The sequence below is a fragment of the Streptomyces sp. NPDC002671 genome, assembly GCF_053592475.1.
Genome location: NZ_JBSFVU010000005.1, coordinates 257,313 through 282,804, shown reverse-complemented (window position 1 = coordinate 282,804; position 25,492 = coordinate 257,313). Strand labels below are relative to the sequence as shown.

General features: G+C 71.7%; 21 protein-coding genes. 10 read left to right on the top strand and 11 right to left on the bottom strand.

Annotated features, from left to right (window positions below):
• Positions 1–22 precede the first annotated feature (22 nt).
• Positions 23–868, bottom strand: coding sequence for an LLM class F420-dependent oxidoreductase (locus ACWD35_RS10065; protein WP_451350690.1), 846 nt, complete (start codon positions 866–868; stop codon positions 23–25).
• On the opposite strand from ACWD35_RS10065, the gene ACWD35_RS10060 reads away from it, so the two are divergent.
• The gene (locus ACWD35_RS10060) at positions 867–2,297 is read left to right on the top strand and encodes a CehA/McbA family metallohydrolase (RefSeq protein WP_451350815.1); all 1,431 of its coding nucleotides are present in this window, start codon (positions 867–869) and stop codon (positions 2,295–2,297) included. The two genes, ACWD35_RS10065 and ACWD35_RS10060, sit on opposite strands and share 2 nt — an antisense overlap.
• Here the strand turns inward: ACWD35_RS10060 and ACWD35_RS10055 are convergent.
• On the bottom strand, positions 2,290–2,802 hold the full coding sequence (locus ACWD35_RS10055) for a PadR family transcriptional regulator (protein WP_451350689.1): 513 nt from the start codon (positions 2,800–2,802) through the stop codon (positions 2,290–2,292). The two genes, ACWD35_RS10060 and ACWD35_RS10055, sit on opposite strands and share 8 nt — an antisense overlap.
• 120 nt (positions 2,803–2,922) lie before the next feature.
• Between ACWD35_RS10055 and ACWD35_RS10050 the strand changes: the two genes are divergently transcribed.
• Positions 2,923–3,492 (top strand): hypothetical protein, encoded by a 570-nt coding sequence (locus ACWD35_RS10050; RefSeq protein WP_451350688.1) that lies wholly within the window; start codon positions 2,923–2,925, stop codon positions 3,490–3,492.
• Positions 3,489–4,802 carry a carotenoid oxygenase family protein gene (locus tag ACWD35_RS10045; RefSeq protein ID WP_451350687.1) on the top strand — a complete coding sequence of 438 codons (1,314 nt, stop codon included), beginning with the start codon at positions 3,489–3,491 and terminating at the stop codon, positions 4,800–4,802. The genes ACWD35_RS10050 and ACWD35_RS10045 overlap by 4 nt, the downstream gene beginning before the upstream one ends.
• A gap of 25 nt (positions 4,803–4,827) precedes the next feature.
• Here the strand turns inward: ACWD35_RS10045 and ACWD35_RS10040 are convergent, their stop codons facing one another.
• A complete protein-coding gene (locus ACWD35_RS10040) occupies positions 4,828–5,304 on the bottom strand; it encodes a protease inhibitor I42 family protein (RefSeq protein ID WP_451350686.1) in 477 nt (158 codons plus the stop codon).
• A 114-nt stretch (positions 5,305–5,418) separates the two neighbouring features.
• Here ACWD35_RS10040 and ACWD35_RS10035 point away from each other — a divergent pair, with 114 nt between their 5' ends.
• Positions 5,419–5,814, top strand: coding sequence for a nitroreductase/quinone reductase family protein (locus tag ACWD35_RS10035; RefSeq protein WP_451350685.1), 396 nt, complete (start codon positions 5,419–5,421; stop codon positions 5,812–5,814).
• A gap of 18 nt (positions 5,815–5,832) precedes the next feature.
• Here ACWD35_RS10035 and ACWD35_RS10030 read toward each other — a convergent pair whose 3' ends face one another.
• From ACWD35_RS10030 to ACWD35_RS10005, 6 genes are all read right to left on the bottom strand, one after another.
• A complete protein-coding gene (locus ACWD35_RS10030; RefSeq protein WP_451350684.1) occupies positions 5,833–7,317 on the bottom strand; it encodes an aldehyde dehydrogenase family protein in 1,485 nt (494 codons plus the stop codon).
• A complete protein-coding gene (locus ACWD35_RS10025; RefSeq protein WP_451350683.1) occupies positions 7,314–9,044 on the bottom strand; it encodes an N-acyl-D-amino-acid deacylase family protein in 1,731 nt (576 codons plus the stop codon). Before ACWD35_RS10025 ends, ACWD35_RS10030 begins: the two co-directional genes overlap by 4 nt.
• Positions 9,045–9,068: 24 nt before the next feature.
• On the bottom strand, positions 9,069–10,187 hold the full coding sequence (locus ACWD35_RS10020; RefSeq protein WP_451350682.1) for an LLM class flavin-dependent oxidoreductase: 1,119 nt from the start codon (positions 10,185–10,187) through the stop codon (positions 9,069–9,071).
• Positions 10,188–10,273: 86 nt separating this feature from the next.
• The gene (locus tag ACWD35_RS10015; protein WP_451350681.1) at positions 10,274–11,044 is read right to left on the bottom strand and encodes an SDR family NAD(P)-dependent oxidoreductase; all 771 of its coding nucleotides are present in this window, start codon (positions 11,042–11,044) and stop codon (positions 10,274–10,276) included.
• A gap of 19 nt (positions 11,045–11,063) precedes the next feature.
• Positions 11,064–11,981: an LLM class F420-dependent oxidoreductase gene (locus ACWD35_RS10010; RefSeq protein ID WP_451350814.1), complete on the bottom strand. Its 918-nt coding sequence runs from the start codon at positions 11,979–11,981 to the stop codon at positions 11,064–11,066.
• A gap of 5 nt (positions 11,982–11,986) precedes the next feature.
• Positions 11,987–13,258 carry an amidohydrolase family protein gene (locus ACWD35_RS10005; RefSeq protein WP_451350680.1) on the bottom strand — a complete coding sequence of 424 codons (1,272 nt, stop codon included), beginning with the start codon at positions 13,256–13,258 and terminating at the stop codon, positions 11,987–11,989.
• A gap of 199 nt (positions 13,259–13,457) precedes the next feature.
• Here ACWD35_RS10005 and ACWD35_RS10000 point away from each other — a divergent pair, with 199 nt between their 5' ends.
• From ACWD35_RS10000 to ACWD35_RS09990, 3 genes are all read left to right on the top strand, one after another.
• Positions 13,458–16,424, top strand: a complete 2,967-nt coding sequence (locus ACWD35_RS10000; RefSeq protein ID WP_451350679.1) for an AfsR/SARP family transcriptional regulator — start codon at positions 13,458–13,460, stop codon at positions 16,422–16,424.
• Positions 16,425–16,630: 206 nt separating this feature from the next.
• The gene (locus ACWD35_RS09995) at positions 16,631–16,849 is read left to right on the top strand and encodes a hypothetical protein (RefSeq protein WP_451350678.1); all 219 of its coding nucleotides are present in this window, start codon (positions 16,631–16,633) and stop codon (positions 16,847–16,849) included.
• Positions 16,850–17,252: 403 nt separating this feature from the next.
• Complete coding sequence (locus tag ACWD35_RS09990; protein ID WP_451350677.1) at positions 17,253–18,188, top strand: hypothetical protein; 936 nt, start codon at positions 17,253–17,255, stop codon at positions 18,186–18,188.
• A gap of 592 nt (positions 18,189–18,780) precedes the next feature.
• Here the strand turns inward: ACWD35_RS09990 and ACWD35_RS09985 are convergent.
• Entirely contained in the window at positions 18,781–20,382 is a 1,602-nt protein-coding gene (locus ACWD35_RS09985; RefSeq protein WP_451350676.1) for a FadD3 family acyl-CoA ligase, read from the bottom strand.
• Positions 20,383–20,466: 84 nt separating this feature from the next.
• Here ACWD35_RS09985 and ACWD35_RS09980 point away from each other — a divergent pair, with 84 nt between their 5' ends.
• From ACWD35_RS09980 to ACWD35_RS09970, 3 genes are read left to right on the top strand one after another with little or no spacing between them, the layout of a single operon-like run.
• Positions 20,467–21,621, top strand: a complete 1,155-nt coding sequence (locus ACWD35_RS09980; protein ID WP_451350675.1) for a lipid-transfer protein — start codon at positions 20,467–20,469, stop codon at positions 21,619–21,621.
• A gap of 32 nt (positions 21,622–21,653) precedes the next feature.
• The gene (locus tag ACWD35_RS09975; protein WP_451350674.1) at positions 21,654–22,061 is read left to right on the top strand and encodes a Zn-ribbon domain-containing OB-fold protein; all 408 of its coding nucleotides are present in this window, start codon (positions 21,654–21,656) and stop codon (positions 22,059–22,061) included.
• Positions 22,058–22,831, top strand: coding sequence for an enoyl-CoA hydratase/isomerase family protein (locus tag ACWD35_RS09970; protein WP_451350673.1), 774 nt, complete (start codon positions 22,058–22,060; stop codon positions 22,829–22,831). Before ACWD35_RS09975 ends, ACWD35_RS09970 begins: the two co-directional genes overlap by 4 nt.
• Positions 22,832–22,955: 124 nt before the next feature.
• Here the strand turns inward: ACWD35_RS09970 and ACWD35_RS09965 are convergent, their stop codons facing one another.
• Positions 22,956–25,340, bottom strand: a complete 2,385-nt coding sequence (locus tag ACWD35_RS09965; RefSeq protein WP_451350672.1) for a serine/threonine-protein kinase — start codon at positions 25,338–25,340, stop codon at positions 22,956–22,958.
• Positions 25,341–25,492: the final 152 nt, after the last annotated feature.

The window sequence follows — 25,492 nt, the reverse complement described above, 5'->3', positions numbered from 1 at the left end:
AGAGCCGGTCGAGGATGAGGAGTCAGAGCATGCCCGCGTACTCGTCCAGCGCCCGCAGCACCTCCGCCTCCCCCGCCGGCGGCAGCTGGACCACGACCTCCTCGATGCCCAGCTCGGCGTAGTGCGCGAGCTTGCCGGAGGTCGGGTGGACGGCGTACGGGACGCACTGGAGGGCGGCCGGGTCGCGGCCGGCGTCCGCCCACACCGAGCGCAGTACGGGCAGCGACTCGGTCAGCCCGCGCCCGCCGATCGGCAGCCAGCCGTCGGCGTACTCGGCGATGTGCGCGAACAGCCCGGGTCCGGCGGAGCCGCCGACCAGGATGCGCGGGCCGACGACCGGCCCGCGCGGCTTCCGCACCGGTTTGGGGAACGCGAAGCTCGGCCGTACGCTCCCGAACTCCCCCTCGTAGCCGGTCGGTTCCTCGGACCACAGCGCCCGCATCAGGCCCATCCGGTCGCGGACCAGCTCCCGTCGGGTGCGCCACTCAACGCCGTGGTCGGCGGCTTCCTCGGCGTTCCAGCCGAAGCCGACACCGAGGGTGAGGCGACCACCGGAGAGGTGATCGAGGGTCGCGGCCTGCTTGGCGAGGTCGATCGGGTCGTGCTGGGCCACGAGCGTGATCCCGGTACCGAGGCCCAACCGCTCCGTCACGGCCGCCGCCTGTCCGAGCGCGATGAAGGGATCGAGGGTACGGCCGTACTCGCGCGGCAGCTCGCCGCCAGCCGGGTACGGGGTGCTCCGCTCCACGGGGATGTGGGTGTGCTCGGGCAGGTACAGCCCCGCGAAGCCGCGCGATTCCAGTTCCCGGGCGAGCCGGGTGGGGGTGACGGTCTCGTCGGTGAGGAAGATTGTGACGGCGATACGCATGGGCTATCTGTACCCGCCCCTTTTCGGTACTTACCTTGGAGGTGTGACGACCTTGCGCGGCACTCTCGCTCCAGGTTCACCGGACTATGTCTACGTACCCGTGGAAGTACCACCGGGCATCACCGAGTTGCGGGTCTCGTACAGCTACGACAAGCCCGCCGTACCGCCCGGCACCCCCGGCAACGCCCTCGACATCGGGCTCTTCGACGAGTGCGGTACCGAAGCAGGCTTCAGGGGCTGGTCGGGCGGGGCCCGGACCGAGTTCTTCGTCCGCGCGGACGAAGCCACCCCCGGCTACCTCCCCGGCCCGCTCACCCCCGGCACCTGGCACATCGCGCTCGGCCCCTACACCGTCGCCCCGCAGGGCCTGTCGTACGAACTGACCGTCACGCTCACCGAAGGGGAGCCCGGCGAGACCCCCCGCCCGGTGTATCCGCCCGCGCGGGCGGCGGGCCGGGGGCGGGACTGGTACCGGGGGGACTGTCATCTGCACTCCTGGCACTCCGACGGGCGCCGTACCCCGGCCGAGATCGCCGCGCTGGCCCGTGCGGCCGGGCTGGACTTCATCAACAGCTCGGAGCACAACACGACGTCCTCCCACGCCCATTGGGCCGACGTTGCGGGCGAGGACCTGCTCGTCCTGCTCGGCGAGGAGGTCACCACGCGCAACGGCCATGCGCTGGCCCTCGGGACCGACCCCGGGACCTTCGTCGACTGGCGCTACCGCGCCCGGGACGGCCGCTGGGGCCACTTCGCGCGGGAGATCCGCCGCGCCGGGGGCCTGGTCGTACCGGCGCATCCGTACGGCACATGCGTCGGGTGCGCCTGGAAGTTCGGGTTCGCGGAGGCGGACGTCGTCGAGGTGTGGAACGGTCCGTACACGCCCGACGACGAGCTGGCCCTGGCCGCGTGGGACGCGGGGCTCGTCGCCTCCGTGCGCGAGCGGCGGACGTGGCTGCCGGCCATGGGCAACAGCGACGCCCACCGCGACCCGGACCAGGTCGGCCTGCCCCAGACGGTCGTCCTCGCCGACGATCTGACCCGGGAGGCGATCCAGGACGGCCTGCGCGCCGGCCGCTCCTACGTGGCCGAGTCGCATTACGTGCGGCTGGACTTCGGCGCGACCGCCGAGTCCGGCCGACAGGCGGGAATCGGCGAGCGGTTGGCGGTGCCGCAGGACGACACCCCGGTGACCGTCCGCCTGGAGGTCTCCGGCGCCCCGCGCTGCACGGTCCGCTTCGTGACCGACCAGGGGGTGCTGTTCACGAGCGGCCCGCTGCCGGTGTCGGGCGCGGGCGTGGTCGAGTGGTGCACGACCCCCTCCTACGCCGCCTACGTACGGGCGGAGTTGAGGCACGAGACGGCGGCGGGGCCGGTGCCGGGGGCGCTGGCCGCGTTCACGAATCCCGTGTTCCTCGGGGCTACTTGATCTGCTCCGCCGCCCACTCGGCCCATTCCTGCCGCATCGCGTTGAAGCGCAGGCCGTATTCGAGGGCGATCCGGCCGTAGACGGAGAGGTTGTCGTCGTCCCAGTCGATGGAGTCGGCGAGCTGCCGCAGCTGCTCGTACCCCTCCCGGGACATCTCGGTCAGCTCGGTCAGATAGTCGCGCGCCTGCTCGGGCCGCAGCACACCGAGGAAGAAGACGCGCAGCAGGATGTCGCTGCGGGCGTTGCGCTGGGGCTTGGTCTCGGTCAGCCAGTGGCGCAGCTCGCTCATGCCCTCGTCGGTGAGGGCGTACTCCTTGCGCCCGCGCGGCCCCTCGGCGGTCACCGCGATCAGCCCGGAGCCCGCCAGCCTGGTCAGCTCGGTGTAGATCTGGCTCTGGGTGGCGGGCCAGACGTTGGCCAGCGAGGTCTCGAACGTCTTCAGCAGGTCGTAGCCGCTGGCGGGACGCTCGGAGAGCAGGCCGAGCAGTGCGTGTCTGAGGCTCATGCCCTCAACTCTACATTCCAGGATTGACATGTCACGAGTCGACCTTCTACTTTTGACATGTCGAGAGAGGAACTCGGCGCCACACCCGGACCAGCCACACCCAGACCAACGGGGGATCTCATGTCGTACCTGCGCTCGTTCTTGCCGTGGATCGTCTTCGCCGTCATCCCCTCGGCGGACTGGCAATGGGGCGCGCTCGCCGCCCTGGCGCTGTCTCTGGGGATCATCGCCCAGGAAAAGAAGTCCGGCGCCGGTTTTGACGCGCTCATCATCGAGTCCGGCTCGGCGGTGTTCTTCGCGGCCCTCGCCGCCATCGCCTTCGCCGACCCGCACTCGGGCGTGCACGACTACTCCGCGGCCCTCTCCTCGGGCACTCTCGCCGTCATCGCCGGCGTCTCGCTGGCCATCGGCCGGCCGTTCACCCTGGGCATCGCCAAGCGCACCACACCCCGCGAGTACTGGGGCCTGAAGCCGTTCATCCGGACCAACGTGATCATCACCGCCGTCTGGACCGCCGGCTTCGCCGTGACCGCCGGCGTGCTCGCCCTGCTGGACCACGCCGGGCACGCCCACTCGACGCCCGCGACCCTGGTCCAGATCGCCGGCTTCGTCGCGCCGATGCTCTTCACCGTCCGCTACGTCGCCCACGTCCAGGCGAAGGCCCAGGCCGCCGGGCAGGTGACCCGATGACCACCGCGCCGAAGCACCTCCGGGGCAACTACGCGCCGGTCGCCGAGGAACTCACCGCGTACGACCTGCCCGTGACCGGCACTCTCCCGCCCGAGCTGTCCGGCTGGTACCTGCGCAACGGCCCGAACCCAGCCGACGCCGCCTCCGGCCACTGGTTCTTCGGCGACGGCATGGTCCACGGCGTCCGCCTGGAGGGCGGACGTGCCGTCTCCTACCGCAACCGCTGGGTGCGCACCACACAGTTCACCGAGCGGACGCCGATGTACGACGCCCAGGGCCGCCGGGACCTGACGGCCGGCCCGGCCAACACCCACGTCGTCCGGCACGCCGGCCGCACCCTCGCCCTGGTCGAGACCGCCCTGCCCTACGAGCTGACCTGCGACCTCGACACCTTGGGCCCGTACGACTTCGACGGCCGGCTGCGGACCGCGATGACCGCCCACCCGAAGGCCTGCCCGGCCACCGGCGAACTGCACTTCTTCGGGTACGGCATGGTGGAGCCCACCCGCCTGACCTACCACCGCGCCGACGCCGAGGGCGAGCTGGTGATCAGCAGGCCGATCGAGGTGCCCGGCCCGACCATGCTGCACGACTTCGCCCTCACCGCCGGGCACGTGGTCTTCATGGACCTGCCGGTCGTCTTCGACGTCGAACTCGCCCTGTCCGGCGGGACCATGCCCTACAGCTGGGACGACGGATACGGCGCCCGGCTCGGCGTGCTGCGCCGCGACGACCCCTACGGCGAGGTCCGCTGGTTCCCGGTCGACCCCTGCTACGTCTTCCACACCCTCAACGCCCACGACGCGCCCGACGGCACGATCGTCCTGCACGTGATGCGCTACCCCGAGTTGTGGCGGCGCGACCGGGACGGCAGCACCCGTGCGCAGCAGGCCGTGCTGTGGAAGTGGACCGTCGACCCGGTCCGCGGCACGGTCCGCGAGGAGCAGGTCGACGACCGCCCGGGCGAGTTCCCGCGCGTGGACGACCGGCTCACCGGACTCGACTCCGGCCACGGCCACATCACCTGCGGCACCTCGCTGGTCCGCTACGAGCTGGCCACCGGCTCCGCGGCCACACACGACTTCGGCCCCAGCCGCACTCCCGGGGAAGCGGCGTTCGCCCCCGCCGACCGGACGCCGGGCGGCCCGGGCTGGCTGCTGACGTACGTGCACGACGCCGCCACCGACCGCAGTGACCTGGTCGTCCTGGACGCCGGCGATCTCGCCGCGCCCCCGGTCGCCACCGTCCACCTCCCGACCCGGGTGCCGTTCGGCTTCCACGGCAACTGGCTCGCCGACCTGGAGGGCTAGGCCAACACGGCCTGGGAGGTATGGGTCAGCGGACGGTGACGGTGTAGAGGTAGTAGGCGGGGGTGCCGTCCGGGCTGCCGGTGGCCGTGGGGACGGGGCTCGTCGAGGGGGCGGGCCGGGTGGGGTCGGCGCACCGGCCCATCGCGCAGTGCAGCAGCTTCACCGTCGTCGTGCCCTTCTTGACCGCGGTGAAGTCGAAGTACGCCGTGCCGTCACCGCCGCCGGCGACACCCTCGGGGCTGCCGTGGATGTCCTCCCGCGTGCCGCGGTACTCGAGGACGCCCGCGTCGGGCCGCGGGGAGGCCAGATACCAGTGCTCGCCCATGAAGGGCCTGGCCGGGACCTTGAGGGTGAACTTGGCACCGGCGTCGACCGAAATGGTGCGCTGCCGGACGCCGTACTCGGCCTGCCCCGCGCCACCGCCGAGGAGGCCGCAGCCTGTCAGGGTGAAGGGGAGGAGGGCCCAAACCGCCAGGTGGCGGGCCGATTTCGGTATACGCACGGTCAGTCCTGTTGCGAACGGTCTCGATCGCCGGGAGGCTAGCACGCGCCCGCATCACCGCTCATGGCTGACCGAAACCGCTCACGGCGGACCGAGACCAGGAGAACCCCGGACATGCCCAGCACCCCCGGCCTGAAGCAGCGCATCGTGACCCGCTTCCAGCGCCACGTCGCCAACCCGCTGAACCGGCGCCTGCCCTTCCAGGTCCTCCTGGAGACCACCGGCCGGAAGTCCGGCCGGCCCCGGCAGACACCGGTGGGCGGGCGCCGGGTCGGCGACTCCTTCTGGCTCGTCTCGGAGTACGGCTACAAGTCCCAGTACGTCCGCAACATCCAGGCCGACCCGTCCGTGCGCGTCCGCATCGCCGGCCGCTGGCACCACGGCACCGCCCACCTCCTCCCCGACGACGACCCCATGGCCCGCCTGCGCACCCTGCCCCGCCTCAACAGCGCGGCGGTATGGGCGCTGGGCGCGGACCTGCTGACGGTACGAGTCGACCTGACGGACTGAGCGGATTGAACCTGCCGCTCACCCGGGCCACACGATCGCCTGCACCTCGCTGTACGCGTGCAGGGCGTAGGAGCCCACGTCCCGGCCGACGCCGCTCTTCTTGAAGCCGCCGAAGGGCGCCTCCATGTTGCGGCCGACCGTGTTGACGCCGACGCCTCCGGCCCGCAGGCGGCGCGCCACCCGGAAGGCCCGGGCCACGTCGCCGGACCAGACGTAGTCGATGAGTCCGTAGTCGGAGTCGTTGGCGAGGGCCACGCCCTCGTCCTCGTCCTCGAAGGGGATCACCGTGACCACCGGCCCGAAGATCTCCTCCCGGGCCACCCGCATGTCGTTGGTGCAGTCGGCGAGGAGGGTCGGGGAGACGTAGAACCCCCGTTCCAGCGGAGGGCGTTCGCCGCCCGCGACCACCGTCGCGCCCTCCTTGCGGCCCAGTTCGACGTACGACTCCACCCGGGCCCGGTGCTCCGCCGAGATCACCGGGCCCACGGCGGTGTCCGGTTCGCGCGGATCTCCTACCTTCAACCGGCTTGCGTAGGCGGCCAGTTCCGTGACCAGGCGGTCGTACACGCTCCGCTGGGCCAGCACCCGGGTCGGGGCCGTGCAGATCTGGCCGCTGTAGAAGGAGAAGGTGGTGCCGATCCCGGCCACGGCCGAGGCGAGGTCCGCGTCGTCGAGGACGACCGCCGCCCCCTTCCCGCCCAGCTCCATCAACTGGCGTTTCATGTCCCGCCCGCACACCTCGGCGATGCGCCGGCCGACGGCCGTGGAGCCGGTGAAGCTCACCATGTCGACGTCGTCGGACTCCACCGCCGCCTCGCCCACGGCCACGTCCCGCCCCGAGACGACGTTCACCACGCCCGGCGGCGCCCCGGCCGCCTCCAGCGCCTCCGCCATCCGGTACACCGACAGGGGGTCCTGCGGGGCCGGTTTCACCACCACCGTGTTGCCCATCGCCAGCGCCGGGGCGACCTTTCCGGCCGGGTTGGCCCACGGGTTGTTGTAGGAGGTGATGCAGGTGACGACCCCGACCGGCTGCCGCACGGCCAGCGCGCCCATCACGCCCGCCTTCCCTGCCCCCACTGCCTTAAGGGCGTGGGAGGTACCCCCACCGGCCTCGTTGATCTGCGGGGCGATCGGCCACTCGGACGGTTCGACCGTGGCATAGCGGCGGAAGCGGGCCGCGGCCACGCCGACCTGCATCGCGCGGGCCGTACCGGTCGTCGCCCCGGTCTCCGCCCGCGCCAGCTCGGCGTACGGCACCAGGTGGTCGCGGATGATCTCCGCCGCCCGGCCCAGCACCGCCGCCCGCTCCTCCGGCCGCTTCCGCGACCACGCCCCGAACGCCTCCCGGGCCGCCGCACACGCCTCCCGCACCTGCTCCGGCGAGGCCTCCGGCGCCAGGCCGACCCTCTCCTCGGTGGCCGGGTCGGTCACCGGGTAGTACCCGGAGGCCGGCTCCACCCACTCCCCGCCGATGAACAACCGCTGCTGCTCGTCGCTCATCGCGTGCTCACCGTCTCCGTGTCCCGCCCGGACCGCAGCACCTTCCCCGGTACGGCCCCGCACACCACGTCGTCGCGGATCGCCTCGACCCCGTTGACCCATACGGCCCGCACCCCGAGCGCCCTGGAGTCCAGCCGGGGGCTGTCACCCGGCAGGTCGTGCACCAGGGTGGCCGGGCCCGCGTCGATCCGCTCGGGGTCGAAGAGGACCAGGTCGGCATGCCAGCCTTCCCGGATCCGTCCCCGCTCCCGCAGCCCGAAGAGCCGCGCCGGGTCGTCGGTCAGCATCTTGACCGCCTGTTCGAGCCCGACCAGCTTCCGGCGGCGCAGACAGTCCCCGAGGAACCGGGTGGTGTACGGCGCCCCGCACATCCGGTCCAGGTGCGCGCCCGCGTCGGACCCGCCGAGCAGGACGTCCTCGTGCTGCCAGGTCTCGGCGCGCAGGGCCCAGGAGGCGGGGTCGTTGTCGCTCGGCATCGGCCACAGCACCGTACGGAGGTCGTCGGCCGCGCAGATCTCGACCAGGCACGCGAAGGGGTCCAGCCCCCGCTCCTCGGCGATGTCCCGCACCACCCGCCCGGTCAGCCCCCGGTTGGCCTCGCTGTAGGTGTCCCCGATGACGTAACGCCCGAAGTCCGCCAGCCGCCGGAAGACGCCGGCCTCCTTCGACCGGGCCCGCCGCAGCAGCTCCGCCCGCACCTCCGGGTCGCGCAGCCGGGCGATCCGCTCCGGCACGGGCAGGCCCAGGACCGGCCCCCACCCCGGGATCAGGTTCAGCGCGCAGAAGGTGCCCAGGGACATGTTCATCGGCGTGAGGATCGGCATGGTCAGGGCCACGACCCGGCCGCCCGCCTTCCGCGCCCGCTCGCTCGCGACCAGCTGCCGGGGCACGCGCTCGGGGACGGCCGCGTCGATGGTCAGGACGTTCCAGTTCAGGGGGCGTCCGGCCGCCGCGCTCAGCTCCACGAACAGATCGATCTCGGCGTCGCTGAACTGGTCCAGGCAGCCCGCGACGATCGCCTCCAGCTGCGTGCCCTCGTGCTGGCCGACGGCCTTCGCCAGCGCCAGCAGCTCCGCCGGCCGGGCGTGCCGGGAGGCCACGGGCTGCCCGTCCCCGTCCGAGTGCGTGCTGGACTGGGTGGTGGACAGCCCCCAGGCCCCGGCGTCCATCGCCTCGTGCAACAGCCGTACCATCTCGGCCAGTTGCGCCTCGCTGGGCTGCCCGCCCACCGCCTCCGGCCCCATCGCGTACCGCCGCAGCGCGCAGTGCCCCACCATGAAGCCCGCGTTGACGGCGATCCGCCCCTCCAGGGCGTCCAGATACTCCCCGAAACCGTGCCAGCTCCAGGGCGCCCCCTCCTCCAGCGCGACCAGCGACATGCCCTCGACCTTGGACATCATGCGGCGCGTGTAGTCGGCGTCCTCGGGCCGTTCGGGGTGCAGCGGGGCGAGCGTGAACCCGCAGTTCCCGGCGGCGACGGTCGTCACCCCGTGGTTGAGCGAGGGGGTGGCGTACGGGTCCCAGAAGAGCTGGGCGTCGTAGTGGGTGTGGGGGTCGACGAAGCCGGGGGCGAGGACGAGGCCGCTCGCGTCCTCGCTGGTCCGGGCCTCGTCCGTGACCTTGCCGAGCACGGCGATACGGCCGTCCCGTATGCCGACGTCGGCGGTGAACGCGGGCGCCCCCGTGCCGTCCACGACGGTGGCGCCCTTGATGAGGTGATCGAGCATGGGGGGCTCCCTTCTGCAGGCCGCTTACACGGCAGCCCGGAACCGGGACGTCCGGTGCACAGGATCCGTGTCGATCTTCGGAATCACGTGCTCCCCGATCAGCCGGATCGTCTGCAGCGTCTCCTCCTTCGGCACCCCCACCGGCAGCCCGAAGCTCAGCTGATCGGCCCCGGCCTGCTCCCACCGCTTGCACTGCCGCAGCACCTCGTCCGGGTCCCCGCAGATCAGCAGCTCTTCCTCGATGAGGAGTTCGACGAACTCGGGGGTGTACTCGGGCAGCGTCTCCGGCCACACCGGGAAGCCCTCGGGCCGCGGGAACGTGTCGTGGTACCGGAACACCAGCGAGGGCAGGTAGTGCAGCCCGCCGTTCACGGCGATCTCGATCGCCTTCGCGTGCGTCGGCGCGCAGATCGCGGTCGTCGTCACCATCACGTTGTCGTTGACGAAGTCCCCGATCGGCTCGGCGTTCACGATCGCCGTCTTGTACTGCTCCAGCACCCATTCCATGTCGGAGACCTTCTGGATGCTGAAGCCGAGCACGCCGAGCCCCTTCCTCGCCGCCATGGCGTACGACGGGGGCGACCCGGCCGCGTACCACATCGCCGGGTGCGACTTGCCGTACGGCTTCGGCAGGATCTTCCTCGGCGGGAGCTGCCAGTGTTTGCCCTGGAAGCCCACGTACTCGTCCTGGAGCCACATCTTCGGGAACTCGGCGATGGTCTCTTCCCAGATCTCCTTGGTGTAGTTCATGTCGGTGATGCCGGGCAGGAAGCCGAGGATCTCGTGGCTGCCGGCGCCCCGCCCGCTGCCGAACTCGAAGCGCCCCTCGCTGAGGTGGTCGAGCATGGCGACCTTCTCGGCCACCTTCACCGGGTGGTTGACCTGGGCGAGCGGGTTGAAGATCCCGGAGCCGAGATGGATGCGCTCGGTCGCGTGCGCCAGATACCCCAGGAACACGTCGTTGGCGGACAGGTGGGAGTACTCCTCCAGGAAGTGGTGCTCGGAGGCCCAGGCGTACTTGAACCCGGACTTGTCCGCCTGGATGACGTACTCGGTCTCCTCCATCAGCGCCTTGTGCTCGGCGAGCGGGTCGGTCTCGGCGCGCTTGCCCACGTATCCCTGTACAAAGAGCCCGAATTCCACGGCGGTTCACCTTCCCCGGTTCAGGTACTCACGAGTGCTACGAACTTTCTGACGTTGCGTCAGATTCGTCAATAGGTGACGGCCTGTCAGATCACACTGACCCCCGCCAGCCAGCCACCGTCGATCACGAAGGGCTGCCCGGTGATGTACGAGGAGTCGTCCGAGGTGAGGAAGAGGGCGAGCCGGGCCACCTCCTCCGGCTGCCCGACCCGGCCGAGCGGCACGAGCTTGCGGTACAGCTCGTCCAGGGCCCGGCTCATCTCCTCCGGATCGGCGTCCGGGTCCAGGCGGGCCGGGTTGGACATGGCGGTGTCGATGGCGCCCGGGCAGATGGCGTTCACCCGGATCCGCCGGCCCGCCAGCTCCAGCGCGGCCACCCGGGTCAGCCCCAGCACGGCGTGCTTGGTGGCGGCGTACGTGCCCACGGCGGCCATCCCGGTGAGCGCGGTGTAGGAGGCCGTGTTGACGATGGTCCCGCCGTCGGCCAGCTCCGGCGCCACGGTCTTCATGCCCAGGAAGCAGCCGACCTGGTTGACCTGTACGACCTGCATGAACTCGTCCAGCGGGGTGTCCACGAGGGAGTTGAAGCGCAGGATGCCCGCGTTGTTGACCAGCCCGTCGATGCGCCCGTACGCCCGCTTGACGGTACTGACGGCCTCCCGCCACCCCTCCTCCGTACCGACGTCGAGGTGGACGTACAACGCCCCTATCTCCTTGGCCAGCTCCTCCCCCAGGTCGTCCAGCACATCGGCGACGACCACGCGGGCGCCCTCCTGCCGGAAGAGCCGCGCCTCCTGCTCGCCCTGTCCGCGGGCCGCCCCGGTGATGATGACGACCCGCCCGTCCAGCTTGCCCATGTCCGCTCGCTCCTCTTCCTCAGTCCAGCCGGGGCGCGACCTCCGCCCCGAACGCGGTGATCTGGTCGGTGAGTTCGGCCCGGCTCCGGCTGCGGAAGCGGACCTGGATCTGGTGCACGCCCATCGCGCGGTACGCCCGCAGCGACTCGGCGAGCTCCTCCGGCGCGCCGGTGAGGGTGCGCCGTCCGACGTCCCAGCCGGCCCGGCCGACGTACAGCGGCTCGGTGATGGCGCCGACGGTGAAGGGGGCCTCGATGCCGGCCTCCGCACGCATGCGCCTGAGCGTGGCGATCTGCGCGGGCAGCCGCTCCCGCGGATCCCCCTGCGGCAGCCAGCCGTCGCCCTTCAGCGCGGCCCGGCGCACGGCGGCGGGCGAGGAGCCGCCGACCCAGAGGGGGATGTGCGCCTGGGCGGGCCGGGGCCGCTGCCCGAGCCCTTCGAAGTCGTAGTACTTCCCGTGGTGTTCGGGAAACTCCCCGGGCCCGAGGGCGGCCCGCAGCGCGTCGACGGCCTCGTCCAGCACGGCCCCGCGCCGCTCGAAGTCGACCCCCAGCGCCTCGAACTCCTCCCGCACATGCCCGGCACCCACCCCGAGGACCAGCCGCCCGCCGGAGAGGTGATCGAGGGTGGCGTACTGCTTGGCGGTGAGCAGCGGATGGCGCAGGCCGACCACGGCGACATGGCTGAGCAGCCGGACGCGCTCGGTGACGGCGGCGAGATGGGCGAGTGTGGCGACGGGGTCGTACCAGACCGTGCTCATCGCCGAGGCCAGCCGGCGCGGGATGGCCACATGGTCGCAGCAGGCGACGTAGTCGAACCCGGCGCGGTCGCAGGCGCGGGCGACCTCGACCAGGTCGGCGGGGGTCCCGACGGCCTCCCAGCCCTCGGTGTAGAGAGTGCTCTGGGACTGGACGGGCAGCTGGATGCCGTAGGCCAGGCGGCTCACCGGGACCCCGCTCCCGCCCCCGGCCAGAGCCCGTCGGCGGTGAGCCCCAGCAACTCGATGGCGTTCCCGCGCACGATCCGCTCGACCACGTCCGGCGCCAGATGCCCCATCTGGGCCTCGCCGACCTGCCGTGACTTCGGCCAGGTGGAGTCGGAGTGCGGGTAGTCGGTCTCGTAGAGGACGTTCCCGACGCCGATGGAGTCGAGGTTCCTGAGCCCGAAGGCGTCGTCGAAGAAGCAGCCGTAGACGTGGTCCGCGAACAGCTCGGACGGCGGCCGGTGCACCTTGTCGGCGACCCCGCCCCACCCGCGGTTCTCCTCCCACACGACGTCCGCGCGCTCAAGGATGTACGGAATCCACCCGATCTGCCCCTCGGCGTACATGATCCGGAGGTTCGGGAAGCGCTCGAACTTGCCGCTCATCAGCCAGTCCACCATCGAGAAGCAGCAGTTGGCGAAGGTGATGGTGGAGCCGACGGCGGGCGGGGCGTCGGCGGAGGTGGAGGGCATGCGGCTGCTGGAGCCGATGTGCATCGCGACGACCGTGCCGGTCTCGTCGCAGGCGGCGAGGAAGGGGTCCCAGTCGTCGGTGTGGACGGACGGCAGTCCGAGGTGCGGGGGTATCTCGGAGAAGGCGACGGCCCGCACCCCGCGCGCGGCGTTCCGCCGTACCTCCTGGGCCGCCAGCTCGGCGTCCCAGAGGGGGATGAGGGTGAGGGGTATGAGCCGCCCGCGCGCCTCGGGCCCGCACCACTCCTCCACCATCCAGTCGTTGTAGGCGCGGACGCAGAGCAGGGCGAGCTCCCGGTCCCGGGCCTCGGTGAAGGTCTGGCCGCAGAAGCGGGGGAAGGTGGGGAAACAGAGGGCGGACTGGACGTGGTTGAGGTCCATGTCGGCGAGGCGGGCGGGGACGTCGTACGACCCGGCGCGCATCTGCTCGTAGGTGATGACTTCGAGCTTGATCTCGTCCCTGTCGTACCCGACGGCGGTGTCGAGGCGGGTGAGCGGCCGGCGCAGGTCCTCGTAGACCCACCAGTCGCCGAGGGGACCGTCCGTGCTGCCGGGCTCGCCCATGACGGGCTTGAACCGCCCGCCGAGGAAGGTCATCTCCTTCAGGGGGGCGCGGACGGTCCGCGGCCCCACGTCCAGGTACTCCTTCGGGAGGCGGTCCTGCCAGACGGTGGCCGGTTCGACGGTGTGGTCGTCCACGGAGATGATCTTCGGGAACGGACTTTCCATGGCTTCTTGGCTGTCGCTCTGGGTGTCCATGGCGCTCACGGTAGCGCCGATCTGACGGTCCGTCAGCTGTCGTGCCGGTCGCTCATTGGCAACCACGATGCAAAGACCGTGTGAGGGCCTTGTGGACCGAAGTGCGCCCATCTGTGATCGGCGTCTCGCACGGCTGACGCAACCGTCCGGAACAAGGCAAACTGGCGGAGTTGTTCGAGTGCCTAAGGGGGGCCAACGCATGGACGGTGGGCCGCGAGTGCCGGAGCAGCGGCGCGCCGACTCCGTGACCGTTGCGGAGCCGGCGGCGCTGCGCTTCAGCGTGCTCGGTCCGGTGCGAGCCTGGCGCGGCGAGGAGGCGCTCAGCACGGGCTCCCCTCAGCAGCGCGCCCTGCTGGCCGCCCTGCTGCTGCGCGAGGGCCGTACGGCGACGGCGTCGGAGCTGATCGACGCGCTGTGGGGCACCGAGTCGCCGTCACAGGCGCTGGCGGCGCTGCGCACGTACGCCTCCCGCCTGCGGAAGATCCTCGACCCCGGGGTCCTGGTGAGCGAGTCGGGCGGCTACGCGGTGCGCGGCCTGCGCGAGGGCGCCCTGGACCTGGCGGAGGCGCAGGACCTGGCCGCCCAGGCGGAGAAGGCGCGGGGCGCCGGCGACCTGGGCCACGCGCGGTCGGTACTGAACCGGGCCCTGTCCCTGTGGGACGGCGAACCCCTGGCCGGAGTCCCCGGCCCGTACGCGGAGGGACAGCGGGCCAGGCTGGAGGAGTGGCGCCTGGTGCTGCTGGAGTCCCGCCTGGACATGGACCTCGAGCAGGGCTGCCACGCGGAGGCGGTCTCGGAACTGACGGCCCTGACGGCCGCGCACCCCCTGCGGGAGCGCCTGCGCGAGCTGCTGATGCTGGCGCTGTACCGCAGCGGACGCCAGGCGGAGGCCCTGGCGGTCTACGCCGACACCCGCCGCCTCCTGGCGGACGAGCTGGGCGTGGACCCGCGCCCGGGCCTCCGCGAACTGCAACACCGAATCCTCCAGGCGGACCCGGCCCTGGCCGAACCCTCGGCCCCGGTGGCGGAACCGTCCGTGGTCCCGGTCCGCCCGGCCCAGCTTCCCGCGTCCGTCCCGGACTTCACGGGCCGCGCGGCCTTCGTGGGCGAGCTGAGCGACGTACTGGCCTCGGCGTCGGAGGCCGAGGGCCGGGTGATGGCGGTCTCGGCGCTGGCCGGAATCGGCGGCGTGGGCAAGACGACGCTGGCGGTGCACGTGGCCCACCGGGCCCGCCCGGCCTTCCCGGACGGCCAGCTGTACGTGGACCTCCAGGGCGCGGGCCCCCGCCCGGCGGAACCGGAGACGGTACTGGGTTCCTTCCTGCGCGCGCTCGGAACGGCGGACTCGGCGATCCCGGACTCCCTGGAGGAACGGGCGGCCCTGTACCGGTCCGTGCTGGACGGCCGCCGGGTGCTGGTCCTGCTGGACAACGCGAAGGACGCGGCGCAGGTACGTCCCCTGCTGCCCGGCACGGAGGGCTGCGCGGCCCTGGTCACCTCCCGGGTCCGCATGCTGGACCTGGCCGGGGCCCACCTGGTGGACCTGGACGTGATGTCCCCCGACGAGGCGCTGTCGCTGTTCACGAAGATCGTCGGCGAGGAGCGGGTCACCGCGGAGCGCGAGGCCGCGCTGGACGTGGTGGCAGCGTGCGGCTTCCTGCCCCTCGCGATCCGCATCGCAGCCTCCCGCCTGGCGGCGCGCCGCACCTGGACGGTGTCGGTCCTGGCGGCAAAGCTGGGCGACGAACGGCGCCGCCTGGACGAGCTGCAGGCGGGCGACCTGGCGGTGAAGGCCACCTTCGAACTCGGCTACGGCCAGCTGGAACCGGCCCAGGCACGGGCATTCCGGTTGCTGGGCCTGGCGGACGGCCCGGACATCTCCCTGGCTGCTGCGGCGGCGGTCCTGAACCTGCCCCCGGAGGAGACGGAGGACCTGCTGGAGGCCCTCGTCGACACGTCACTGCTGGAGTCGGCAGCGCCTGGCCGCTACCGCTTCCACGACCTGGTCCGGCTCTACGCGCGTGCGTGCGCGGAGCGGGACGAGCAGCCGCCGAGCGGGCGGGTGGCTGCGATGTCCCGTTTGCTGGACTTCTATCTGGCCACGGCAGCCCAGGTCTACGCGATCGAGCGCCCGGGGGACCGGTTGGTGGATCACCTGGAGGTGGCGGAGTACCCGGGTCTGACCTTCGTAGACCGGCACCGTGCTCAGGACTGGTTGTACACGGAGGCCATGAGCCTGTTGGCGTGCGTACGCCAGTCAACGTCTCCTGACCGGCTTCGGCGAGCCGTGGACCTGTTGTGGGCCGCCGTCGACCTGACGGAGTCCGGCGCCAACTCCCGGGAGTACCTGGCGACCGGGTCGTCGATCCGTGACGCCGCTCGCGCTGCGGCCGATCAGCGCGCGGAGGCCCGAGCCCTCGTCACCCTCGCCAACGGCCACCACCTGACGGGCCGTTTCGAGCTGGCCGACGACCGAGCCACGGAGGCACTGCGGCTGGCGGATGCCGCAGGAGATCCACTCCCCAGGTGCTGGGCGTCCAACATGCTGGGCATCATCGCGCTCTACCACGGTCGACTCGAAGACGGCGAGAAACACCTGAGTCGCGCCATCGACAGCTTTCGCTCCTGCGGTGACCGCCCCGGGGAGGCCAGCGCTCTCTGCAACCTCTCGCGCATCCACCTGGCCATGGGACAGACGGCAAGTGCCGTTTCTCTGGCTGAGCAGGGCACTGACATGTACGACGACATGGGACATGGGTTCAAGGCGGCCAACGGGCGCTATGCGTTGGGACTCGCGCTCACCCAGTGCGGTCGGTACGAGGAGGCTGCCGAGCGCCTCGGGGAGGCACTGGTGGTGTTCAGGGACAGCCGACAACGCCTGTGGGAAGGCATGTCCCTCTTCCGTCTCGCCGAACTCGACCTCGCGGCCGGCCGCCCGACCGACGCCGCGACCAACGCCGAGACGGCACTGGCTCTGCTTCGTGGCATCGGCGGAGACTGGCGGCGCGGGAACGCGCTCACACTACTGGGCCGCGCCCTGAGCGGTATCGGCCAGTCCGGCCGCGCTCAGGTCTGCTGGCAGGAGGCACTCGAGATCTTCGAGGCCCTCAACGCCGCAGAGGCGAAGGAGGTTCGCATCCTTCTCAGGTCGCACGCCATCGCCTGAGGCGGCGGAGGGATGCGTTCATCGTTCGTTTATCGCCCCACGGCACTCTCGTTTCTGTCGATCCGTCGTGTCGGGGGGCAGACGGGTCGTCACGTGGCCGCGCCGTAAGGTGTACCGGCCTAGAACACCCGTCCGGCGGCCCTCGGGGGAGCTGCCGGACGGGCCTTGCAAGACCCATCGCAACGCACTTTCAGGGGAGCGGAGTCATGAGCAACGACAAGCCGAACGAGGCCGCGCCGGCAAACACCGAGACGCCGGCTGAGGTCACCACCATGAACAGCCACGCCACGATCGAGCCGGCGCAGATCACCACCATGAACAGTCACGCCACCATCGGCTCGCCGAAGATCACCGCCTCCACCACAGAGGCCACCACTGGTACGGCGACGCCGGACAACTCGCACGCCACCGACGAGAAGGCCTGACAGGGCCTTCCGTCACACGGGGGAGATCGGCCGCGGCGGCGCGGAGGGGGAGCCGTCGCGGCCGAGGTGTGTCCGGAGGTCACTCACCACCGGACGACTTAAAGCGCAACAACCCGCACGCCTGATCCACACAGCTTCGTCGTGTCTGGCAAGCACCGGGATTACCCTGAACACCGCCGTATGGCGCAAGAGAGCCATGAGCACCCGCTGATCCGTCGGCGCCGCTGATCCCGCTAATCCCGCCCGGAAATTGGCAGAATCGTTCCATGTGCGTGTGGCAACTACCGAGGCCGGCGCGGCCTGTGGTGAAACGGATCTGCCAATCCTGGCCTCCAGGCGAGCCAGCGACGGAGTTGTCCACAGGGGGCGGCGCCCGGAATAGCGGTTCGGGCATCGTGGGAGCGTGGAACTGTGTGAACTGAGGGGGCTCGTCGAGGGGGGTGTGCTGCTCACCTCGCGGGCGCTGGCGGCCGGGTGGCCCCGGTGCTCCCTCTCGCGGCGGCTTGGTGCCGAAGGGTGGACCCGGATCAGGAGCGGCGCCTGGGCGGAGCCCGGGAGAGCGGTCGGCGTGCTCCTGCGGCTGCGGGCGGCCCAACTGCTCAAGCCGGGACTCGTTGTCAGTCACCGGTCGGCGGCTCGCCTCTGGATGATCGAGACCCAGGACGCCGGGGCATCGAACCGCCTCGAGTTCACCGATCCCGGTCTTCGTACCCGGAACGGTCTGGCCGACGTCCGGATCCACCGGATTCCCCTTCCCGGAACCGACATTGTGGAGCGGTCCGGCCTGCGCGTCACCGGAGTCCCACGTACCCTCGCCGACCTACTCCGAGCCGGATCGAGGGACGACGCGCTGGTCGCCGTGGAGTCCGCGCTCGGCCACCGCCGGGTCGACGGGGTGCGCCGTGCACCGCTCACCACCCCGGTCGCACTAGCCCGTGCCCTCCAAGCCCCGCTCCACGGAGCCACCCGGGCCCGCGACTGGCTGCGGCTCGCCGATCCCAGGACGGGCTCACCCGCAGAGACGGTGGCCCGACTGCGCATGTTCGACGCTGGGCTATGTCCGGAGGCCCAGGCCGAGCTGCGCACCCCGGACGGCCGCTGCTGCATCGTCGATTTCCTGTTCCGGGCGGCAGGGCTGGTGGTGGAGATCGAGGGCTATGCCTATCACGGCACCCGTGACGCCCACCGCCAGGACATCAATCGCTACAACCAGCTCCTCCGCTGCCCGGAGATCCGCAGCCTCCTCCGCTTCAGCGCCGAGGACGTCTTCCACCGGCCTGTGTACATGGTCGAGGAGATCAGGGCCGCCCTGACTGACCTGGCCGGTGATTCCCAGTGATCGTTGGGGCCGTGGCCCTGACCGGCGTGGGACCGCTCCGCCAGTTGCCCAGGCACCGTTGGCGGTGGGGGCGCGGCGGGCGACAGTCCGTACCACCGACCACGCCATCGCCCCCGCCACGGGGACAGGGGCGGTGATTGGCAGATTCGTGCCAGAGGGTCAAGACAAAAGCCCAGGTCACAGGGATGGGGTGGGCGGGAGGACGGCCCAATTCTGCCAATCACCCATCCCAGCACGGCTGATGGGGTCCGTGTGACGGGTGAGATGAGGCGTGGTGCCCGGACCAGGCCCGGCGCCCCCTGCCCCACCAGCCCACAGCAGCCCGCCCCGCCTCCACCCACCCACTCACCGCAAGCCGCTGAACCGGCCCGGCGTGCCCCAGACCGCCCGCCGCGCCGCCACGCCAACGGCACGAACGCAGCTCGCCCAAGGGCCCAGCAAGCCTCAGCCGCCCACTGCTCCCCCGGCCGCCCGCTCGCTTCTCACCCGTGCTGGAGCGCCCTTGACGCGGCCCGCGGAAGCACGACACTGGCCGAGAAGCGGGCGGCCCCAACGGCCACTTCACCAACACCGCCCTTCCGTAACTCCCCCTTCACCCCCGAGCCCGCAACTCCAGCTTCGCCAGCTTTCCGCTTGCGTTTCGCGGTAGCTGCCCTACGAACTCCACCGCCCTCGGCACCTTGTAGTTCGCCATCTCGCGGCGGGACCAGGCGATCAGGTCGTCCGCGGTCAGGGGGGAGCCGGGGCGGCGGACCACGAAAGCCTTGGCGACCTCGCCGAGGCGGGGGTCGGGGATGCCGATGACCGCCACGTCGGCCACTTCCGGGTGGAGGCCCAGCTGGCGTTCTATCTCCGCCGGGTACGCGTTGAAGCCGCCGACGATGAACATGTCCTTGATACGGTCGGTGATGTGGAGGTTGCCGGCCGGGTCCAGGACGCCCACGTCGCCCGTGTGCAGCCAGCCGTCCGGGGTCACGGCCTCCCTGGTCGCCTGCTCGTCCTCGTAGTAGCCGCGCATGACGTTGAAGCCCCGGACCAGGACCTCGCCCGGGGTGCCGGGGGGTACGGAGGTCCCCTGCGGGTCGACCACCTTCAGTTCCGTACCGGGGATCGCCCGGCCGGACGTGGTCGCGATCAGCTCGGGGTCGTCGCCTTGGCGGCACATCGTGACGATGCCGCTCGCCTCCGAGAGGCCGTACGCCGTCAGGACCGTGTCCACGCCGAGTTCGCCGCGCAGGCGTTCCACCAGTCGGAGCGGTACGACCGCCGCGCCTGTCACCACCAGACGGAGAGCCGAGAGGTCGTGGGTGTTGCGGGAAGGGTGGTCCAGGATCGACTGGTGGAGGGTGGGTGGGCCCGGCAGGACCGAGATGCGTTCCGCCGCTATGTTCGCCAGCGCCGTGTCCACGTTGAACACCGGCTGCGGGATCATCGTCGCCCCGCGCATCAGGCAGGCCAGCACCCCGGCCTTGTAACCGAAGGTGTGGAAGAAGGGGTTGATGATCAGGTAGCGGTCCGAGGCGCGTAGACCCGCCAGGTCCGACCAGATCTCGTACGCTCGCAGGGTCTGGGCGTGCGTGATCATCGCGCCCTTCGGGCGGCCCGTCGTGCCCGACGTGAAGATGATGTCCGAGAGGCAGTCGCCGTCCACATCAGCGCCCCGGCCGCGCACTTCGGGTCCCGCCATCCCCTCCCCTCCCGCCAGGAAGTCCTTCCACGTGCGGAAGTCCTGGGGGGCGTCGTCCGACAGGACCACCACCTGTTCCAGGGCCGGCAGGCCCGGCAGCGGGCCCCAGCCGCCCGTGTCACCCTGCGCACCCGCCGCCCTCCTCAGCGACGCCACGTACGACGTGCCCAGGAAGGTTCCTGTCACGAACAGGAGTCGCGCGCCGCTCCTGCGCAGTACGTCCGCCGCCTCCGTACCCTTGAAGCGGGTGTTCAGCGGGACAAGGACCGCGCCCGCCGACACCGCGCCCAGCGCCGCGACCATCCAGTCCAGGGAGTTGGGGGCCCAGATCGCCACCCGGTCGCCGATCCGCACCCCGCTCGCCATGCACGCCGCCGCCGCGCGCTCCACGCGGGCGCCCAGTTCCGCGTACGTGACCCGCGTACGGCCCTCCACCACCGCCTCGGTGTCCGCGTACCGCTCGGCCGACCACTGGATCAGCTCCGGGATGGTGTCCCAGTCACTCATAGCAGCCCCCTACGGCATAGCTGACTGTCCGTCAGATTAGCTGTAATCTGACGGACTGTCAGCCAGTGGAAGGGGGCCCACACCATGGCAGGATCCGGGTTGAAGGACGCCACCGCCATCGTCGGGATCGGGCAGACTGCGTTTGCCAAGCACCTCCCCGAAGGCGAGAAGACCCTCGCCTGCCGTGCCGTCCTCGCCGCCCTCGACGACGCCGGGATCGCACCCGGCGAGGTAGACGCCCTCGCCTCCTACACCATGGAGGAGACGGATGAGGTGGAGCTGGCCAAGGCCGTCGGGTTCGGGGATCTGACCTACTTCAGCAAGGTCGGGTACGGAGGCGGTGGTTCATGCGCCACCGTGGCCCATCTCGCCGCCGCCATCGCCTCCGGGCAGGCCACCGTCGGCGTCGCCTGGCGGTCGCGGAAGCGGGGATCCGGGCCCCGGCCCTGGACGAACACCACCGCCCAACTCCCCACACCCGCCCAGTGGACCCGGCCCTTCGGGCTGCTCCGGCCCGCCGACGAGATCGCCATGCTCGCCCGTCGCTATATGCACGAGTACGGCGCCACCCGGGATCATCTGTTCAACGTCGCTCTCGCCTGCCGGAACCGGGCCAACCAGAACCCCGCCGCCGTGATGTACGAACGGCCGCTGACCCGCGAGATGTACATGACCTCCCGGTGGATCAGCGAACCCGTCTGCCTCTTCGACAACTGCCTGGAGACCGACGGCGCACTCGCCTGCATACTCGTCAGCAGGGAGCGGGCGCGGGACTGCGCCAAGAGGCCCGTGTACGTCCACTCCGCCGCCCAGGGGCTGCCCGCCCAGCACCACGGCATGGTCAACTACTGGACCGACGACCCGCTCACCGGGCCCGCCTGGACCGCCGCCCGGCACCTGTGGAAGCACGCCGACTTCACCCCCGACGACGTGGACGTGGCCCAGATCTACGACGCGTTCACCCCCCTCGTGCCCCTCTCCCTGGAGGGGTACGGGTTCTGCGGGCGCGGGGAGGGCGGGGCGTTCACCGAGCAGGGGGCGCTGGAGATCGGGGGGCGGCTGCCGATCAACACCGGGGGCGGCGGGCTCAGCGAGGCCTACGTGCACGGCTTCAACCTCATCAACGAAGGGGTGAAGCAGCTGCGGGGCGCCAGTACCGCGCAGGTTCCCGGGGCCGCCACCTGTCTCGTCACCGCCGGCGAAGGCGTCCCCACCTCCGCCCTTCTGCTGAGGAACTGAGGAACTGAGAAGTTGAGGAGTTGAACCCCAGCATGCTGACTCCCGTCACCGACACCGACGGCGCCCCTTTCTGGGAGTACGCCGCCCGTGGCGAGCTGTGCGTCCAGGTCTGCGGCGACTGCGCCGCGCCCCGCTTCCCGCCCCGGCCCTGCTGCCCGCACTGCCAGTCCTTCGCGAGCGGGTGGCGGCCGGTCTCGGGGCGCGGGCGCGTGTGGTCGTACGTCGTGCCGCATCCCCCGCTGCTGCCCGACTACGCGGCCCAGGCGCCGTACAACGTCGTCCTCGTGGAGCTGGAGGACGCCCCGGGCATCCGGCTCGTGGGGAACGTCGTGCGCGAGGCGGGAGCAGAGCTCAACTCCCTTGATCCGCACGGTCTGAGGATCGGCGCCCGGGTTCGGGTGGTCTTCCACGACGGGCTTCCGCAGTGGGTGCCCGCGTGAACACCCTCCGCCTCACCGTCGACAAGGACACCGGCGTCGCGGTCGTCACCCTGGACCGGCCCGCGCGGCTCAACGCCATCGATCTGGTCATGGTGCGCGAACTTGCCGATGTCTGGCGGGCGTTGCGGTTCGACGACTCCGTCCGCGCCGTCGTCCTCACCGGCGCCGGGGAGCGGGCCTTCTGCACCGGGATCGACCGGGACGTCGTCGTGCCGCAGCCCTCGTCGCCGTACATGCAGGACGATCCGCTGCTCGCCGTCGGGCCGAAGGCGAACGACCTGTGGAAGCCGGTCGTGGCCGCCGTGCGGGGCATGGCCTGCGGCGGGGCCTTCTATCTGCTCGGGGAGAGCGAGTTCGTCGTCGCCGACAGCACCGCCACCTTCTTCGATCCGCACACGACGTACGGCATGGTCAGCGCCTATGAGTCCGTGCTGATGCAGCAGCGGATGCCGTACGGAGAGGTCGCCCGGATGATGCTCATGGGGAGCGCCGAGCGGATCTCGGCCCAGCGGGCCTACGAGATCGGGCTCGTCTCCGAAGTCGCCGAAGAGGGCGCGGCGTTGGACGCCGCCCTGCGGTGTGCCGCCGTCGTCGCCGGGCATCCCGCCGAGGCCGTGCAGGGGACCGTACGGGCACTGTGGGCGGCCAAGGAGGCCGCGCGTGCGCATGCCTACGCGCAGGCGCCGCAGCTCATCGCGCTCGGCAATCTGCCGGCCGAGCGGCAGGACCGGCTGTTCACCGGGCGGCGAGCGGGGTTCCGGCTGCGCTGACCGTCCACCGCGTGGAACCACCTGGCGGGTGTCCCGCGCCGGAGGTAGCGTCAGCCGTGAGACGGCCGCCGTTCGGGGCCCTTCCGTATGAACCGGTACGACGGCCGTCCCCCCAGGGGGTGTATCAGGCCGTACGTGCCGTTCCCGTGCCCTTCTCCGCGTCCAGCGCGTACACGCACCGGTCCTTGCTGCACGCGTACACCACCCCGTCCTGCACCACGGGCGAGCCGGTGATCTCTCCGCCCGTCGCCAGCTTCCAGCGCAGGCGGCCGTCGTCGGCCTTGAGGGTGTAGAGAAGGTGGTCGGTGGAGCCGAAGTGGATGCGGCCCTCCGCCACCGCGGGGGCGCCGACGACCTCACCGCCCGCCTGGAACCGCCACTTCGGGGTGCCGGTGACCGCGTCCAGGGTGTAGAGGCCCTTGCCGCTGCCCACGTGGACGTGGCCCGCCGCCACCAGGACCGGCTCTATCGACGAGCGGGCCTCGGTGGCGATGCGCCAGCGGTCGCGGCCGTCGGTGGCGTCGAGGGCGTAGACCGTGCCGAGGTAGTCGGCGAGGTAGACGCCGCCGCCGGTGACCGCGGGGCCGGGGACGAAGGCGGGCGGGCACAGGAAGACCGCCGGGGCCTCGAAGTGCCAGCGCACCATGCCGCTGGCCACGTCGATCGCGAGGACGCGGGTGCCGGCGGAGACGTAGACGTAGCCGTCGGGGGCCGGGGCGATGCGGACCGGGACGCCGCCGCAGGAGGCCGCATCGCCGATGGGGTACGACCAGCGCTCCTCACCGGTGCGGGCCTCCAGGGCGCGCAGCCGGGCGTCCTGCCAGACGTAGACCGTGCCGTCGTGCACGAGCGGGCCGGCCTCGGGGGACTCGAAGTCGGTCTGACAGCCGGAGATCTCCCACAGCTTCTGGCCGCTCGACGCCTCCCAGGCCTGGGCGCCGCCGCCGCGGGTGCCGGTGACGACGGTGCCGTGGTCGGCGTTCAGGGAGTACACCCAGGAGTCCGTGGACAGCCGCCACAGGTCGGTGCCCTCGCGGGCGTCCAGGGCGAAGAGGGTCGGGCCGTCGGAGGCGTGGATACGGCCGTCCGCGACCGCCATCGACCAGGCGACGTCGCGGGTCTTGAAGCGGCGGCGGCCGGTGGACACGTCCAGCGCGTGCACCTCGAAGGAGGTGACGTAGACGAGGTCGTCGTCGACGGCGGGGGTGCCCCAGACGTCGTTGGACATGCGGAAGCGCCAGGGGCGCCAGCCGGAGGGGGACTCCGGGGGTGCCGCCGGGGCGGGCGGTACGGCAGGGTCGGCGGCGGCCACGCCGGGGCGGGGGCGGGACCAGCTCGCGACCAGGCCGGCCTCCGGCGGGGGTGCCTTGACGGCGGCGGCGCGGGCGTCGGCGACCCGGGGGCCGGGGCCGATGGGCACCTGGGCGCCGGCCAGCCGGACCGGACCCGTGTCGGGCGCGCCCACACCGACCGGTGCGGGGGCCGGGACCGGGACGGCGGGGTCGTAGGGCGGCGGCGGGGGGACAGGCCCTCGGCCGCCACCATCGATGCCGCCACCACCGATGCCGCCGCGGCGCGGGCCCGGCGCGGTAGGGGCCGGCTTGGCGGCGGGACGGCCGCCGCGGCGGGCCTCGATCAGGGCGACGGCCTTCTCGGGCAGCCAGGCGGAGGCGGTGCCGCTGTCGTCGGAGCCGGAGCCGAAGAGGTGGGGGGCGAGCTGGGCCTGGAGGTCGGCGGGGCTGGGGCGGCCGGTCGCCTCCATCTGCATGCAGACCTCGATGAGCGGGCGCAGCTCGTCCGGGAGGCCGGTGAGGTCCGGGCCCTCGCGCAGCAGCATGAAGACCGTCTCGACCGGGTTGGCGCCGTGGAAGGGCGGGTGGCCGGTGGCGGCGAAGACCAGCATGGAGCCGAGCGAGAAGACGTCGCTGGCGCCGGTGACGCTGCGGGAGTCCTTGGCCTGCTCGGGGGACATGTAGGCGGGGGTGCCGACGGCGACGTTCGTCATCGTCAAACGGGTGTTCGAGACGCCGGAGGCGATACCGAAATCGATCACCCGGGGGCCGTCCTCGACCACCAGGACGTTGGAGGGCTTCAGGTCGCGGTGGACCAGGCCCGCGCCGTGGATGGACTGGAGGGCCTCCGCGACGCCCGCGGCGAGCCAGCGCACCGCCTGGGCCGGGAGCGGCCCGCAATCGTTCACTATCTCCTCGAGGGAGGGCGCGGGAACGTAGGCGGTGGCCAGCCAGGGCACGGCGGCCCGGGGGTCGGCGTCCACCACGGCCGCCGTGTAGAAGCCGGAGACCGCGCGAGCCGCCTCCACCTCGCGGGTGAAGCGGACGCGGAAGAGCTGGTCCTCGGCCAGTTCGGTGCGCACCGTCTTGATCGCCACGCGCCGGCCGGACGCGGAGCGTGCCAGATAGACCAGCCCCATGCCGCCGGCACCCAACCGGCCCAGCACCTCGAACGGCCCGATCCGCCGCGGATCGTGCTGCGTCAGCTGATCCACCACTTGCCTGCCACCTCCCCGTACGAGCCGCGCCATCCATATCTGGACGCGGCCGAAGTGCAGCGTCTCACCACCTCACCGCCGTGGCGGCACGCACCCTGATTCTTCCTGGCCGGGCCCCCGGTTGCGAACCCGGTGAGAAATCGGGGTGTCTC